Here is a 14,181-nt window from a genome sequence, read left to right as displayed (position 1 = left end):
TGAAATACAAAACGCCCGATGCGGTGCATCGGGCGTTTTAGGTCAAAACTACTGTCAACCTATTCCAGGACTTGACACCGGCGTCGAATCGACACGCGCACTCACGGCAGCATTTATTCGCGCACTGACGTCACGATGCATCGACGATGTGTTGCCGCACATGCCCTCCTCCCTAGCGCCGCAACCAAACCATCAAATTGTTTTGGTTCGCGACCTCAAATACTGTTGACAGATCCTTCAGACACGCTAGAATAGCGGTCTTCGCATCGCAGCAAGCGAAACGTGCCCAGGTGGCGGAATTGGTAGACGCACTAGGTTCAGGTCCTAGCGGTGGCAACATCGTGGAGGTTCGAGTCCTCTCCTGGGCACCATCTGTTTTTTGAAAAGGTCGGCTTTTAGCCGGCCTTTTTTCATTTCCGCTCCGGAAGCGCAATACCCCCTCACATCGCGCTCATACCGTCCCGGTGACGCGCACGGTGTGCCGAATCCCCTCCCTCGCCATCTTCGCGTAAGGGCAAATCGCCTCGGTCTCCGCGACGAGCTCACGGGCATCATCGGCGCCAACCCCCGGCATGCTGACCTCGACGTCGAGCGCGATCGCAAACAAACCATCCGCAGGGTCGCGCTGAAACGTTGTACTGGCCGAGATCACGAGATTGGCCGGCAGTCGAATCCGGCGTTTCGTCGCAACCAGCGTCAACGCACCATGAAAACATGCCGCGAAACCGGCCGCGAACAGCTGCTCCGGATTCGTGCCGCCACCCGCGCCGCCCAGTTCAACCGGCAGGCGCAACGACACATCGAGCTCGCCGGTTGCCGAACGCGCATGCCCGGACGATCGTCCATGCGCCGATTCGCCGCCGATGACGGTCACCGTCGTCGCGTAAAGCGGCAGCGGTTCGCTGCCGGTGTAAGGATCGAGGAGCGATATCGAGGGACGCGTCGCGCGATGCATGTTTTTCTCCCGAATAGAACAGACGCAGGACGACTTCCGCCGCACCGCGTCGAATGAACAAGCGGCCCAGCCGGTGCCGCTCCACCCGGCCCCGGCAGGCATCGCCCCGCGTTCGGGCCGTCGTGTCATACGCAGCCCGACGGGCAATCGTGACGCACGGCAAGCAGCAAATCCATCAGACGAATTCGAAAATTTCCGGTAGCGCACCGTCCGCCCACGGCCCGCAAACCCACGCCCCGCCTTCATCTCCGGACGAAACCGGGATTTCCCTAGGCTGACACGCCGCCGCTCACGCGGTTAAATAAATCAACGTGATTTATTTAATGCGTCGACAGCCGACGCAACATGGAAGGAGACGCCATGAGAAGCCCGCACATCGGCCAGGGAAGCAACTCGGCCAACGTGCGCCGTTACAACGAGCGCCTGCTGCTGAAGACGCTGCGCCGTGCGGGCAGCGCGTCGAAGGCCGACCTCGCCCGCCTTGCGAGCATGACGGGCACGGCGGTCGGCAGCATCATCGCGTCGCTGGCCGACGCGAAGCTGATCCAGTTCGCCGGCCGCACCGAAGGCCAGCGCGGCCAGCCGGCGTCGCTGATCCGTCTCGATCCGCGCGGCGCGTTCGGCATCGGCGTCCATCTCGACCGGATGCGCATCGAGACGGCGCTCGTCAATTTCGCGGGCGACGTGCTCGGCCGCCGCTCGCACGACACGCTGCTCCCCCCGCCCGCCGACGTGCTCGAGATCGTGCGGCGCGACATCGATGCGATGCAGGATCTGCTCCCCGAACATGAACGTGCACGCCTGACTGGCGTCGGCGTCGCCCAGCCGTACAACCTCGGCGCATGGATGCGCGAGCTCGGCCTCGCCCCCGATACGTTCCTTGCGTGGGAAGACATCGATTTCGCGAGCGACCTCGGGCGCACGCTTTCGCTGCCCGTGTTCGGCGAAAACGACGGCAACGCGGCCGCGATCGCCGAGCTGTTCTACGGGTACGGCCGGCAGTGCGACGACTTTGTGTACCTGTTCATCGGTCCCGCGATCGGCGGCGGCATCGCGATCGACGGCGACTGCCTGCGCGGCGTGACCGGCAATGCCGGCGACATCGCCGTGATTCCCGTGCCGCCGAGCCGGCTGGCGTCCGCACCGCCGCCGCGTGGCCCGTGGGACATCCTGCTCGCCCGCGCGTCGCTGCATGCGCTCGTGCGCCATCTGCGCCATCACGGCGAGACGGTCGAGAACCGCGCCGACCTCGAGGCCTGCATCGCGCGCGGCCTGCCGGCGGTCGACGAATGGATCGACGACTGCGTCGACGCGCTCGCACCGGCATTGCGCGCGGTGCTGTGCGTCGTCGATGCGCCGGTGGTGGTGCTCGACGCCGATACCGACGCCGGCCTGCTCGATGCGGTGACGACCCGCCTGCGCGCGGCCCTCGTCGCCACCGCGCCGGAAGCACGCGGCACCCCGACGCTCGTGCGCGGCACGTTCGGCGCCGACGCCGGCGCGATCGGCGCCGCGACACTGCCGATGTTCTTCAACTTCTCCCCGCGGGCCGGCATCCTCAAGGGCGCCCGCACCGAATCGCAGGAGGTCAACCATGTCGCAATCTGAGTCGCCCCGACCGCTGCTTGAGATGCGCCGGATCAGCAAGACGTTTCCGGCCGTGCGCGCGCTCGACAACGTCAGCCTGACCGTCTATCCGGGCGAGATCCATTCGCTGATGGGCGAGAACGGCGCGGGCAAATCGACGCTGATGAAGATCCTGTCGGGTGCATACCGCGCCGACGCCGGCGGCGAGATCCTGATCGACGGCGAGCGCATCGACGTCGACGGCCCGCTCGCCGCGCGCGATGCGGGCGTCGCGGTGATCTACCAGGAGCTGTGCCTCTCGCCGAACCTGACCGTCGCGGAAAACATCTACGTCGGCCGCGAACTGCGGCGCGGCAACCGGCGCTGGGGCACGATCGACCGCGCGGCGATGGCGCGCGGCTGCCAGGACGTGCTCGCACGCCTCGGTGCACCGTTCGGTCCGGACACGCTCGTCGGCACGCTGTCGATCGCCGAGCAGCAACTCGTCGAGATCGCGCGCGCCGTGCACACCCGTGCACGCATCCTCGTGATGGACGAACCGACGACGCCGCTGTCGTCGCGCGAGACCGAGCACCTGTTCGGCCTGATCCGCCAGCTGCGCGAGGAAGGTCTCGCGATCATCTACATCAGCCACCGGATGGCCGAAATCTACGAACTGTCCGACCGCGTGTCGGTGCTGCGCGACGGATCGTACGTCGGCACGCTCGAGCGCGAATCGCTGTCGGCCGAGCGGCTCGTCGCGATGATGGTGGGTCGCGACATCTCCGGTTTCTACAAGAAGGAACATGCGCCGTACGACCCCGGCCACCTGCTGCTGTCGGTGCGCGACATCGCCGACGCCGAGCGCGTGCGCGGCTGCAGCCTCGACCTGCATGCCGGCGAGGTGCTCGGCATCGCGGGGCTCGTCGGCGCGGGCCGCACCGAACTCGCGCGGCTGATCTTCGGCGCGGAGCCGCGCACGCGCGGCGACGTGAAGCTGGGCGAGCGCACGTTCGGCGCGCATTCGCCGCGCGACGCGATCGACGCCGGCCTCGTCTACCTGACGGAAGACCGCAAGCGCCAGGGCCTGTTCCTCGACATGAGCGTGCGCGACAACATCAACATCTCCGTATGCAACCGCGATGCGCGGCTCGGTGCGCTCGACCTCGCACGCGGTGCCGAACGCGCACGCGACGCGATCGCATCGCTGTCGATCCGCGTGCCGAACGCGAACGTGAACGTCGGCGCGCTGTCGGGCGGCAACCAGCAGAAAGTGCTGCTGTCGCGCCTGCTCGAGACGAAGCCGCGCGTGCTGATCCTCGACGAACCGACGCGCGGCGTCGACATCGGCGCGAAATCCGAGATCTACCGGATCATCAACGAACTGGCCCGCGCGGGCGTCGGCGTGATCGTGATCTCGAGCGAGCTGCCGGAAATCATCGGCGTCGCCGACCGCGTGCTCGTGATGCGCGAAGGCGAGATCGCCGGCGAACTCGGCGGCCACACGCACACGCCCATCACGCAGGAAGCGATCATCGCGCTCGCCACCGGCTCGCAGGCCGAACTCGCCGACGCGCACTGACCACGGCCCTTCATTCCTCTCTTATATCCAGGTACCGACATGATCAACCCGACCAAGCAGCGGAACCTCGCTTCCGCGACGGCCCATCCGGTGGCCAACCGTACGCCGCTGATGCGCGGCGCCGATCATCGCGCGCGCATGCAGTCGCTGATGCGCACCGCCGGCATGCTGCCGGTGCTGCTGGTCCTGTGCATCGGCTTCGGGTTCCTGACCGACGGCTTCTTCACGCTGCAGAACCTGTCGATCGTCACGCAGCAAGCATCGATCAACATCGTGCTCGCGGCCGGCATGACGTTCGTGATCCTCACGGGCGGCATCGACCTGTCGGTCGGCTCGGTGCTCGCCGCGTCGGCCGTCGCCGCGCTGCTCGCGTCGACCATCCCCGGCTGGGGCTGGCTCGGCGTGCCGATCGCACTCGTCGTCGGCCTCGTGTTCGGCGCGATCAACGGCGGCCTGATCTCGTTCCTGCGCCTGCCGCCGTTCATCGTCACGCTCGGCGCGATGACGGCCGTGCGCGGCGTCGCCCGACTGATCGGCAACGACACGACCGTCTTCAACCCGCAACTGCCGTTCGCATTCATCGGCAACGGCACGATCCTCGGCGTGCCGTGGCTCGTCGTGATCGCCTGCGCGGTGATCGCGCTGTCGTGGTTCATCCTGCGCCGCACGGTGCTCGGGATGCGGATCTATTCGGTCGGCGGCAACCCGGAAGCCGCACGGCTGTCGGGCATCAACGTGCGGGCGATCCAGCTGTTCGTGTATGCGGCCTCGGGCCTGCTCGCCGGTCTCGGCGCGGTGATGTCGGCCGCGCGGCTCTATGCGGCCAACGGCCTGCAGCTCGGCCAGTCGTACGAACTCGATGCGATTGCCGCGGTGATCCTCGGCGGCACGAGCTTCGTCGGCGGCGTCGGTTCGATCGTCGGCACGCTGATCGGTGCACTGATCATCGCGGTGCTGACCAACGGCCTCGTGCTGCTCGGCGTGTCCGACATCTGGCAGTACATCATCAAGGGGCTCGTGATCATCGGCGCCGTCGCGCTCGACCGCTATCGCCAGCGCGACTCGGCCCGCACCTGACACGCATCCCTCACCATTCAACCACCAGGGCGCAGGCAGGTCCTCCTGCGCCCGTCCGCCAACGGACCTTCCGGAGACACAACGACATGTTCAAGCACAAAGCCGCCCTGACCGCCGTCGCCTGCGCGCTCGCATTCGGCACCGCCGCCGCCCATGCAGCCGACAAGCCGCTGAAATCGATCGGCGTCACGGTCGGGTCGCTCGGCAACCCGTACTTCGTCACGATCGTGAAAGGCGCCGAAGCGCGCGCGAAACAGCTCAACCCGAACGCGAAGGTCACCGCGGTGTCGGCCGACTACGACCTGAACAAGCAGTTCACGCAGATCGACAACTTCATCTCCGCGCATGTCGACATGATCCTGCTCAACGCGACCGACCCGAAGGCGATCGAGCCGGCGGTGAAGAAGGCGCAGGCGGCCGGCATCACGGTCGTCGCGGTGGACGTCGCGGCCGCCGGCGCGAACGCGACCGTGCAGACCAACAACGTGAAGGCAGGCGAGCTGGCGTGCGACTACCTCGCGAAGAAGCTCAACGGCAAGGGTAACGTGATCATCGAGAACGGCCCGCAGGTGTCGGCCGTGATCGATCGCGTGAACGGCTGCAAGACCGTGCTCGCGAAGAACCCGGGCATCAAGCTGCTGTCGAGCGACCAGGACGGCAAGGGCTCGCGCGAAGGCGGGATGAACACGATGCAGGGCTACCTGACGCGCTTTCCGAAGCTCGACGGCGTGTTCACGATCAACGACCCGCAGGCGATCGGCAGCGATCTCGCGGCGAAACAGCTGAATCGCCCGAACATCGTGATCACGTCGGTCGACGGCGCACCCGACATCGAGGTGGCGCTGAAGTCCAACACGCTCGTGCAGGCGTCGTCGAGCCAGGATCCGTGGGCGATGGCGCAGCAGGCCGTCAACGTCGGCTACGGCATCATGAACGGCCAGAAGCCGGCCAACCCGATGATCCTGATCGAGCCGACGCTCATCACGCGCGACAACGTGAAGGGCTACAAGGGCTGGAGCAGCCCGCGCTGAGCGCACGCTGCGACCTGCGCCCCCGGGCGGTGCCGGGCCGCGTCGCCGCGCGCGGCGCCGGCCCTGCCCGTCCGCTCACCTCAACCGCTGCACCGCCGCGCGACACGCCGCGGCACAAGGTTTCGACATGACGACGACGCTCCCCCGCCTGATCGTATTCGGCGAAGCGCTGACCGATTTCATCCGCGACGACGCGCAGCACTGGCGCAGCGTCGCCGGCGGCTCGTGCTGGAACGTGGCGCGCGTCGGCGCGCGGCTCGGTGTGCCGACCGCGTTCGCCGGCACGGTCAGCCGCGATATCTTCGGCGACGAACTGATGCGCAGGAGCGCCGATGCCGGGCTCGACCCGCGCTTCATGCGACAGGTCGACCGCGCGCCGCTGCTCGCGATGGTCGTGTCGAAACAGCCGCCCGACTATTTCTTCATCGGAGAGAACAGCGCCGATCTCGCGTTCGATCCCGCCGACCTGCCCGACGGGGCGCTTGACGCTGCCGAGATCGTGCATGTGGGCTCGCTCGGCGTCGTGCGCGAGCCGCTCGCGTCGCGCCTGATCGAGGTCGTGCAGGCTGCACGCGCGGCCGGCAGGCGGATCTCGTTCGACCCGAACTATCGCGCGCCGATGGCCACGCCGTCGAATCCCGACACGCTGCGCCGGCTGGCCGGTCTCGCCGACTGGATCAAGGTGTCCGATGAGGATTTGCGCGGCCTGTTCCCCGAACTCGACGAAGCCGCCGCGCTCGCGCAATTGCGCGCCTGGGCGCCCGACGCGACCGTGCTCGTCACGCGCGGCGCGGCCGGCATGCAGCTCCTGCATCGCGACATCGCGCTGTTCCAGCCGGCGTTCGCGACCGAGGTCGCCGACACCGTCGGCTGCGGCGACGCCAGCATCGGCGGCTGGCTCGCCAGCCAGCTCATGCACCCCGACGCATCGATCGCCGGCCATCTGCGCTACGCGGCAGCCTGCGCTGCTGTCGCCTGTGCGCATGCAGGCGCGTATGCTCCGACGGCTGCCGAAGTTGCCGATGTCGTGGCCAGCCGCGCGACCGCCGAACCGGCCGACGCCGCGCTATCGCATTAGGCTGCATCGGAAAGCATCAGGCGCGCATACGCACCGCCGAGTCACGTGCCGCCCTTCCCGACGTTACCGCCATTACCACCATGACCGCGCGCCTGCAGCAGTTGCAGGCTCTCGTCGACACTCAGCTCGGACATCGCATCGTCGCGCAGCGTATCGTCCGCCGCGCGGCGCAGCGCATGCAGCGCGTGCTCCTTGATCCGCACGATCGCAAGCTGCAGCCCGCGTGCCGCGCATTCGGCCGCGAACGTGCGCAACGACTCGATCGTCGTGCCGTCGACATCCGGCGTTTCCTCGAGACTCAGGATCACGACATGCGTGGCGGGCGCGGCCTTCATCAGCGCGCGCACGCGATTGAGCATCCGGTCTGCGTTCGCGAAGAACAGCTGCGCCTCGGGCCGCACGATCAGCACGCCGGGCACCGGTTTCGCGTCCTCGTGGATCGCGACATCGACGAAATCGTGGCTCTCGCGCAGCCGGCCGAGCACGCTGACGTTCGGCTCGGACAGCTTGCGCAGCGTCAGCAGCAGGTTCACGCCGATCGCCGCGAGCAGCCCATGCAGCACACCGAGCACCAACACCGCGAGCACCGCGGCGACCACGACCAGCCGGTCGCGATGCCAGTCCCAGTACGGCCGGAACACCGACGGATGCAGCGAATGGCTGACCGCGAAGATCACGATCGCCGCGAGCACGGGCTCCGGCGTGCGTGCGAGCTGCGGCAGCAGCAGCCACACGATCAGCGCGACCACGCCGGCTGCCCACAGGCTCGAGAAGCGCGATTGCGCGCCAGCCGCCTCATTCGCCGCAGTCGCCGAATAGCCGGCGCCGACCGGCATCCCGTGCAGCAGCCCCGACACGAGATTTGCGCAGCCGATCGCGACCAGATCGCGATTTGCCGACACGCTGTCGCCGTGCTTCAGCGCGAAGTTGCGGATCGATCCGTACGACTCGGCATACAGGATCAGCATCAACGCGAACGCGAGTTCGATCGTCTGCATCCACGCGTTGCGGTCGAGAGGCGGCAGGCCGAACTCGATATGCTGGAAGTCGATATGGCCGACGATCGCGATCCCGTACTGCTTCCAGTCGACCACGTAGCCTGCCGCGATCGCCAGCACGATCACGACGAGCGTGGCCGGCACGCGCTTGCTGCGCCCGAGCAGGAACAGCAGCGCGAGCGCGGTCGCGCCGAGCGCGACGCTCGCGAGGTTCGCATGCGGCGCGCCGATGACGAGCTCGAGCGCGACATGCGGCGCATCGCCGTGCTGCACGGAAATCGCGAGGATCTTCGGCAACTGCTTGATGACGATCGTCAGCGCGAGGCCGAACGTGAAACCGCGCAGGACCGGACGCGCGACGAAATCCGACATGCCGCCGAGCCGCGCGACGCCTGCCAGGATGAACAGCACGCCGGTCATCGCGACGAGTGCGGCCGCCAGCGCGAGTTGCGCGGCGAGCGCCATCCCCGATTCGGCCAGCACGGTCGCCGCGAGCACGGCGGCCGACGACGAGGTCGACGACACGATCGCAAAGCGGCTGCTGCCGGTCAGCGCGTAGACGACGAGTCCCGACAGCAGCGCGATGAGACCGGCCTGCGGCGGCAGGTTGGCGAGCCCCGCATACGCGACCGCCTCGGGAATCAGCAGCCCGGCGATCGACAGGCCGGCCAGCGCATCGAGGCCGATGCGCCGCGTGGGCGGCGGCGTTGCCGCATCGAGTGCAGCGAAATGCTCGGGATGCTGCGGGCCGGCATCCGGACGGGTCGGGGCGGTCGTCATGAGGCAGCAGGCACCGGGCCGTATCAGGGTTTGATGGCGATGACACCCGACCAGCCGGGCAGATAGCGCGCGTCCTGGTCGTGTGCACGGCGCAGCGAGATATCGAGCGCCTTCGAGAAGTTCTTGCGAATCTGGTCGAGCGTCACGTGCTGGCGCAGGTAGTCGGCCCACAGGAATTCGCTGAACGGCGTCGCATCCTTCGCATAGCCGCCGGCCGTGCGCAGTTCGCCCGCGAGGCTCCGGTACGGATCGTCCTCGAGCCCCGTCAGCACCTTCGGCAGATGCGCGTAGTCACGACGCGAGCCATCCGCGCCGAACGGGTGCACCCACTGGTTGTGTTCCATCATCCGCCAGAAGATCGTGTCATCGAGCCAGGACAGATCCTTCAGCAGCATCGCGTTCACGCGCGTCTCCCCCTCCTCGATCAGTGCGAGGCCGAGATGGTGGTGATCGGTGATGTAATGAAGCCCGCCCGGGCCGAGGACGGCCGGAAACCAGTGCGATTCGATCGCGGCCTTGCGCGCACGCTTGTCGAGCGTTTTCCAGTGCTTGCGCTTCGCTTTCACCTCGCGATAGCCGACCGTCATTTGCGTCGGACGCAGCGCGTCGAGCCGGACGGGAATGAGATGAACGTCGTTGCCGAGTGCCATGGTCGTACCCCATGTTGCGAATTTCCGGCAACGATACTCCTGATCGTGCGAACCGTTAATACGTCTCGACCTCGATACGCATGCGCTTGATCATCGCTGACGGCAAGCCGCGCAGCCGCGTCGCGTTGCCACGTCATGCGCGCAGGTCGTCGCGCTCGAGACGATGACGCACGTAAGGAATCCCGTCGTGCACGACGCTCACGCGCCGCATCCCGAGCTTGCGTGCGACGTTCAGCGAGCCCTGGTTCGCTTCCGCGATATCGGCGATCACGCGCGGCAGCCGCACGGTGTCGAATGCGTGATGCACGGCGGCCGCCGCCGCCTCGCTCGCGATGCCTCGCCCCCACGCAGCGCGCACAAGCCGCCAGCCGATCTCGACGTCGCGCGCGCCGTCCGCATAGTCGGGAATCAGCAGGATCCAGCCGATGAACGCGTCGGGCATGGCCCTCTCGAAGATCGACCAGTAGCCGAGCCCCGGCGGATAGTCGCGCGTGATCCGGTGCGTGACGAAGCGGCGGTGTTCGCCCGGATCGTGCCACGGGCCGGCGATGTACCGCGTGACCTCGGGATCGCGATCCATCTCGATGCTCGCGTCGAGGTCGGCCAGCACGCGCGGGCGCAGCCACAGCCGCTCGGTCTCCAGGACGGGCAACGTGGCAACGGATGGTTCGGTCATCGGGATTCCTGATTCGGTGGCGATGCGCAGCGCGCGCATGACATCACTGCTACAAAATGCCTTCCGGAATGATACAGACGCCTGACGCTTGTTTCGCGCGGCTCCGTTTCAGTTTTCTCAATAGTTCATTTCATAGGGATTATTCCCGATTCGCGGTTATCGCGCCCCACATCGCACGGCACCGCGGCCCACACTCGAGCCATGCCCCCCGCGCCGCGCGCAAGCCGGGCCGGCATCCGCCTGCAGATCGTGAGCGCGCAAGCCAACGAGGAGACCTCGGACATGAGCTGGACCCGCGAATAGCGCAACGTCACGATCGCCGCCTACCTCGGGTGGACGCTCGACGCGTTCGATTTTTTCCTGATGGTCTTCGTGCTGAAGGACATCGCCGCCGAATTCGCGTCGACGATCCCCGCCGTCGCGTTCGCGCTCACGCTGACGCTCGCGATGCGCCCGATCGGCGCGCTGATCTTCGGCCGGTAATGCGACGATGCAGGCATCGCTCGCGGTTTCGCAGGGCAACAACTACGGTTTCGCGCTGGCACTCGTGGCCGGTATCGTGGCCGTCGTGATTGCCGTGCTGATCCTGTTCAGCCGAGAGCGGCGCGGCATCGACATGACGCAATCCGTCAATACGCGTACCACCGTCGGCTGAGCCCGCGTGTTGCCGCATTGCACCATCGCGTGCGCCTCGTCCCGCCGGGGCGACATGCGATGTTTTCCGCACCTGCACATCGAACTAGAGGAATTTGTCCAGATTCCCCGCTTGCCCGCGCCGCCCGCGTTTTTTTATCTTAATAAAAACGACTGTTTGAATCAGACAAACAAATCACCTGTTCGCGGCCGGGCGACCGGCATTGGGAGGCGGGACATGGCAGTAAGTCAAGAGGGACGACCGTCCGCGGGACGGTCGTCCGGGACGCGGTCATCCGGCAATCGGCAAACCGGCGGGACGAAGGCGCGCATTCTCGATGCGGCCGAGGACCTGTTCATCGAACATGGCTTCGAAGCCATGTCGATGCGGCAGATCACGTCGCGCGCGGCGGTGAACCTCGCCGCGGTCAACTACCACTTCGGCAGCAAGGAAGCACTGATCCACGCGATGCTGTCGCGTCGGCTCGATCAGCTCAACCAGGAACGCCTCGGCATCCTCGACCGCTTCGATGCGCAACTCGGTGCGCACATTACCTGCGAGCACGTGCTCGGTGCGATGTTCATTCCCGCGCTGAAGGCGTCGCGCGACCCCGATCGCGGCGGCCCCGCCTTCCTCCGGCTGATCGGCCGCGCGTACACCGACCCGTCGCCGTTCGTGCGCAATTTCCTGACCGCGCACTATGCGAGCGTCGCGGGCCGCTTCTTCGATTCGTTCCAGCGCGCGCTGCCGCATCTGCCGCGCACGGAACTCGGCTGGCGGCTGCACTTCGCGATCGGCGCGCTGTCCGGCGCGCTGGCCGGTGCCGAAACCGAAAGCCTGATCGACGAATTCTCGCAAGGCCGGACGATGAACGACGTGCAGATGATCGCGCGGCTTTCGTCACTGATCGTCGCCGCGTTGAAGGCGCCGATGCCCGACAGCGCGCAGTTGTCGATCTTCGCGGCCGTGCTCGACGATGCAGGCGCGAGCGAAGCGTTCGGGCTGGCGTCGAGTGCGGCCGCAGCCGATACGGCAACGGTGCATTCGGCGAGCTGATCGCGCCAGGCCGCGCAGGCGGCGTTTCACGATACATGCGGCCCGGGCCGGCGTTGATGCGCTGGCTCGGGCCGAACGAATGTCATGCGGCGGGAGCCAAGGCTGGCTGGCTTTCGCCGACGAAAACAGCACGGGTACGAGTCAGCGACGCAGCGCTAACTCTCACCGACCGCGAAGCATGGGGTGAGATTGAACGCTAAAGCGCCAGCTCTCACCGACCGCGAAGCATGGGGTGAGAGTAAGCGCTAAAGCGCTAACTCTTCACCGACCGCGAAGCATGGGGTGAGAGTAAGCGCTAAAGCGCTAACTCTCACCGACACGGAGACACATCATGTCATCATCCGCAGCAACCGAACCGGCCCAGCTCCCGCCGAACAGCGACGGCATCTGGTACGCGTCGTATCCGCCCGGCGTGCCGCACGAGATCGACGTCACGCAATACGCATCGCTCGTGCAGTTCTTCGACGAATGCACGACGCGCTTCGCCGAGCGGGTCGCCTACGTGAGCGCAGGCGCATCGATGACCTACCGCACGCTCGCGCAGAAAGTCGATGCGTTCGCATCGTATCTGCAAAGCACCGGCGTGAAGCCGGGCGACCGCGTCGCGATCATGCTGCCGAACACGTTCCAGTACCCGGTCGCGCTGTTCGGCACGCTAAAGGCCGGCGCGATCGTCGTCAACGTCAATCCGCTCTACACCGCGCGCGAACTCGCACATCAGTTGAAGGACAGCGGCGCGCAGACGATCGTCGTGTTCGAGAACTTCGCGCGCACGCTTCAGGACGCCCTGCCGGAAACGCAGGTGAAGAACATCCTCGTCACCGCGCTCGGCGACCTGCTCGCCGACGGTTTCAATGCGAAGGGACGCCTGATCAATTTCGTGCTGAAGCACGTGAAGAAGCTCGTGCCGGCCTACAACCTGCCGCAGGCGATCCGGCTGCGCTCCGCCCTCGCGCTCGGCGCACGCGGCAAAGCGCAGCCGGTGCAGGTGACGCGCGACGATCTCGCGTTCCTGCAATACACGGGCGGCACGACCGGCGTCGCGAAAGGCGCGATGCTCACGCACGGCAACCTGATCGCGAACCTGCTGCAGGCCAAGGCGTGGATCGCCGACCAGGTTTCGGGCGACGTCGAGACCGTACTGACGCCGCTACCGCTCTATCACATCTATTCGCTGACGGTGAACGCGTTCATCTTCATGGGGCTCGGCGGGCGCAACATCCTGATCGCGAACCCGCGCGACATGAAGATGGTGATGAAGATCATCCGCAACGAAACCTTCACCGGGATCACCGGCATCAACACGCTGTACAACGCGTTCCTCGACAACGAGGAATTCCGCAAGCGCGACTTCTCGAAGCTCAAGCTCGCGATGGCGGGCGGGATGGCGATGCAGCGCGCCGTCGCGGAGCGCTTCCAGCAAGTCACGGGCCGGCCGGTCGTCGAGGGCTACGGGCTCACCGAATGCTCGCCGATCGTCACCATGAATCCGGTGAACCTGAACGACATGGCCGCGTTCAGCGGCTCGATCGGCCTGCCCGCGCCGTCGACGCTCGTGCGCTTTCGCCACGAGGACGGCACCTGGGCCGCCGTCGGCGAGCCAGGCGAGCTGTGCGTGCGCGGTCCGCAGGTGATGCGCGGCTACTGGCAGCGTCCCGACGAAACCGCGAAGGTGATCGACGCCGACGGCTGGCTCGGCACCGGCGACATCGGCGTGATGGACGAGCGCGGCTTCATCCGCCTCATCGACCGCAAGAAGGACATGATCCTCGTTTCGGGCTTCAACGTGTATCCGAACGAGATCGAGGAAGTGCTGGTCACGCACCCGGGCATCAGCGAAGCGGCTGCGATCGGTATCCCGGACGACGTACAGGGCGAACGGATCAAGGTCTTTGTCGTGCGCCGTGACCCGGCGCTGACGGTCGACGACGTGCTCGCGCACTGCCGCAAGAACCTGACCGGCTACAAGATACCGAAGTTCGTCGAGTTCCGCGACGCGCTGCCGCAGACCAACGTCGGCAAGATCCTGCGCCGCGCGCTGCGCGACGAGGAACTCGCCAGGATCAAGGCCGCGAAGCAGGGCTGAACGCCGCATCGC

Annotated in this window: 13 protein-coding genes, 1 tRNA gene and 1 pseudogene; 11 read left to right on the top strand and 4 right to left on the bottom strand. The window is 66.7% G+C overall.

Annotated features, from left to right (window positions below):
* Both DIE21_RS37570 and DIE21_RS26845 read left to right on the top strand, forming a co-directional pair.
* Window positions 1–229: hypothetical protein (locus tag DIE21_RS37570; protein WP_221622398.1), on the top strand; the 229-nt coding region annotated here is incomplete at its 5' end.
* 55 nt (window positions 230–284) lie between these two features.
* Window positions 285–371: transfer RNA gene (locus DIE21_RS26845), tRNA-Leu, on the top strand.
* A gap of 80 nt (window positions 372–451) precedes the next feature.
* On the opposite strand, the gene DIE21_RS26840 is transcribed toward DIE21_RS26845, so the two are convergent.
* The gene (locus DIE21_RS26840; RefSeq protein WP_124500520.1) at window positions 452–955 is read right to left on the bottom strand and encodes an Ohr family peroxiredoxin; all 504 of its coding nucleotides are present in this window, start codon (window positions 953–955) and stop codon (window positions 452–454) included.
* Between the two features lie 360 nt (window positions 956–1,315).
* Here DIE21_RS26840 and DIE21_RS26835 point away from each other — a divergent pair, with 360 nt between their 5' ends.
* The 5 genes from DIE21_RS26835 to DIE21_RS26815 all read left to right on the top strand — a co-directional run bounded on the left by DIE21_RS26835 (window position 1,316) and on the right by DIE21_RS26815 (window position 7,289).
* Window positions 1,316–2,563, top strand: coding sequence for an ROK family protein (locus DIE21_RS26835; RefSeq protein ID WP_124500519.1), 1,248 nt, complete (start codon window positions 1,316–1,318; stop codon window positions 2,561–2,563).
* A complete protein-coding gene (locus tag DIE21_RS26830; RefSeq protein WP_124500518.1) occupies window positions 2,550–4,103 on the top strand; it encodes a sugar ABC transporter ATP-binding protein in 1,554 nt (517 codons plus the stop codon). The genes DIE21_RS26835 and DIE21_RS26830 overlap by 14 nt, the downstream gene beginning before the upstream one ends.
* A gap of 39 nt (window positions 4,104–4,142) precedes the next feature.
* Complete coding sequence (locus DIE21_RS26825) at window positions 4,143–5,180, top strand: ABC transporter permease subunit (RefSeq protein WP_124500517.1); 1,038 nt, start codon at window positions 4,143–4,145, stop codon at window positions 5,178–5,180.
* Between the two features lie 86 nt (window positions 5,181–5,266).
* Window positions 5,267–6,211 carry an ABC transporter substrate-binding protein gene (locus DIE21_RS26820; RefSeq protein WP_124500516.1) on the top strand — a complete coding sequence of 315 codons (945 nt, stop codon included), beginning with the start codon at window positions 5,267–5,269 and terminating at the stop codon, window positions 6,209–6,211.
* 127 nt (window positions 6,212–6,338) lie between these two features.
* On the top strand, window positions 6,339–7,289 hold the full coding sequence (locus DIE21_RS26815; protein WP_124500515.1) for a carbohydrate kinase: 951 nt from the start codon (window positions 6,339–6,341) through the stop codon (window positions 7,287–7,289).
* Window positions 7,290–7,330: 41 nt separating this feature from the next.
* On the opposite strand, the gene DIE21_RS26810 is transcribed toward DIE21_RS26815, so the two are convergent.
* The 3 genes from DIE21_RS26810 to DIE21_RS26800 form a co-directional block, all read right to left on the bottom strand.
* Window positions 7,331–9,067 carry a SulP family inorganic anion transporter gene (locus DIE21_RS26810; RefSeq protein ID WP_124500514.1) on the bottom strand — a complete coding sequence of 579 codons (1,737 nt, stop codon included), beginning with the start codon at window positions 9,065–9,067 and terminating at the stop codon, window positions 7,331–7,333.
* A gap of 23 nt (window positions 9,068–9,090) precedes the next feature.
* Window positions 9,091–9,717, bottom strand: a complete 627-nt coding sequence (locus DIE21_RS26805; protein ID WP_124500513.1) for a ParB-like protein — start codon at window positions 9,715–9,717, stop codon at window positions 9,091–9,093.
* Window positions 9,718–9,850: 133 nt separating this feature from the next.
* A complete protein-coding gene (locus DIE21_RS26800; RefSeq protein ID WP_124500512.1) occupies window positions 9,851–10,393 on the bottom strand; it encodes a GNAT family N-acetyltransferase in 543 nt (180 codons plus the stop codon).
* Between the two features lie 282 nt (window positions 10,394–10,675).
* On the opposite strand from DIE21_RS26800, the pseudogene DIE21_RS26795 reads away from it, so the two are divergent.
* From DIE21_RS26795 to DIE21_RS26785, 4 genes and pseudogenes are all read left to right on the top strand, one after another.
* Window positions 10,676–10,873 (top strand): annotated as a pseudogene (locus DIE21_RS26795) (MFS transporter); the annotation flags it as partial.
* 10 nt (window positions 10,874–10,883) lie between these two features.
* On the top strand, window positions 10,884–11,048 hold the full coding sequence (locus tag DIE21_RS37350; protein WP_185640565.1) for a hypothetical protein: 165 nt from the start codon (window positions 10,884–10,886) through the stop codon (window positions 11,046–11,048).
* A gap of 216 nt (window positions 11,049–11,264) precedes the next feature.
* Complete coding sequence (locus DIE21_RS26790; protein WP_124500511.1) at window positions 11,265–12,083, top strand: TetR/AcrR family transcriptional regulator; 819 nt, start codon at window positions 11,265–11,267, stop codon at window positions 12,081–12,083.
* A 331-nt stretch (window positions 12,084–12,414) separates the two neighbouring features.
* Window positions 12,415–14,169: an AMP-binding protein gene (locus DIE21_RS26785; protein WP_124500510.1), complete on the top strand. Its 1,755-nt coding sequence runs from the start codon at window positions 12,415–12,417 to the stop codon at window positions 14,167–14,169.
* Window positions 14,170–14,181: the final 12 nt, after the last annotated feature.

The organism is Burkholderia sp. Bp9140, assembly GCF_003853425.1.
Classification (GTDB): Bacteria; Pseudomonadota; Gammaproteobacteria; order Burkholderiales; family Burkholderiaceae; genus Burkholderia.
This window is presented reverse-complemented; position numbering and strand designations above follow the sequence as displayed.

Excerpts from the sequence above, each read along its gene's own strand:
- DIE21_RS26800 (WP_124500512.1), bottom strand. The coding sequence starts at position 10,393 with ATGACCGAACCATCCGTTGCCACGTTGCCCGTCCTGGAGACCGAGCGG.
- DIE21_RS26790 (WP_124500511.1), top strand. The coding sequence starts at position 11,265 with ATGGCAGTAAGTCAAGAGGGACGACCGTCCGCGGGACGGTCGTCCGGG.
- DIE21_RS37350 (WP_185640565.1), top strand. The coding sequence starts at position 10,884 with ATGCAGGCATCGCTCGCGGTTTCGCAGGGCAACAACTACGGTTTCGCG.
- DIE21_RS26805 (WP_124500513.1), bottom strand. The coding sequence starts at position 9,717 with ATGGCACTCGGCAACGACGTTCATCTCATTCCCGTCCGGCTCGACGCG.
- DIE21_RS26820 (WP_124500516.1), top strand. The coding sequence starts at position 5,267 with ATGTTCAAGCACAAAGCCGCCCTGACCGCCGTCGCCTGCGCGCTCGCA.
- DIE21_RS26840 (WP_124500520.1), bottom strand. The coding sequence starts at position 955 with ATGCATCGCGCGACGCGTCCCTCGATATCGCTCCTCGATCCTTACACC.
- DIE21_RS26835 (WP_124500519.1), top strand. The coding sequence starts at position 1,316 with ATGAGAAGCCCGCACATCGGCCAGGGAAGCAACTCGGCCAACGTGCGC.
- DIE21_RS26825 (WP_124500517.1), top strand. The coding sequence starts at position 4,143 with ATGATCAACCCGACCAAGCAGCGGAACCTCGCTTCCGCGACGGCCCAT.
- DIE21_RS26830 (WP_124500518.1), top strand. The coding sequence starts at position 2,550 with ATGTCGCAATCTGAGTCGCCCCGACCGCTGCTTGAGATGCGCCGGATC.
- DIE21_RS26815 (WP_124500515.1), top strand. The coding sequence starts at position 6,339 with ATGACGACGACGCTCCCCCGCCTGATCGTATTCGGCGAAGCGCTGACC.
- DIE21_RS26785 (WP_124500510.1), top strand. The coding sequence starts at position 12,415 with ATGTCATCATCCGCAGCAACCGAACCGGCCCAGCTCCCGCCGAACAGC.
- DIE21_RS26810 (WP_124500514.1), bottom strand. The coding sequence starts at position 9,067 with ATGACGACCGCCCCGACCCGTCCGGATGCCGGCCCGCAGCATCCCGAG.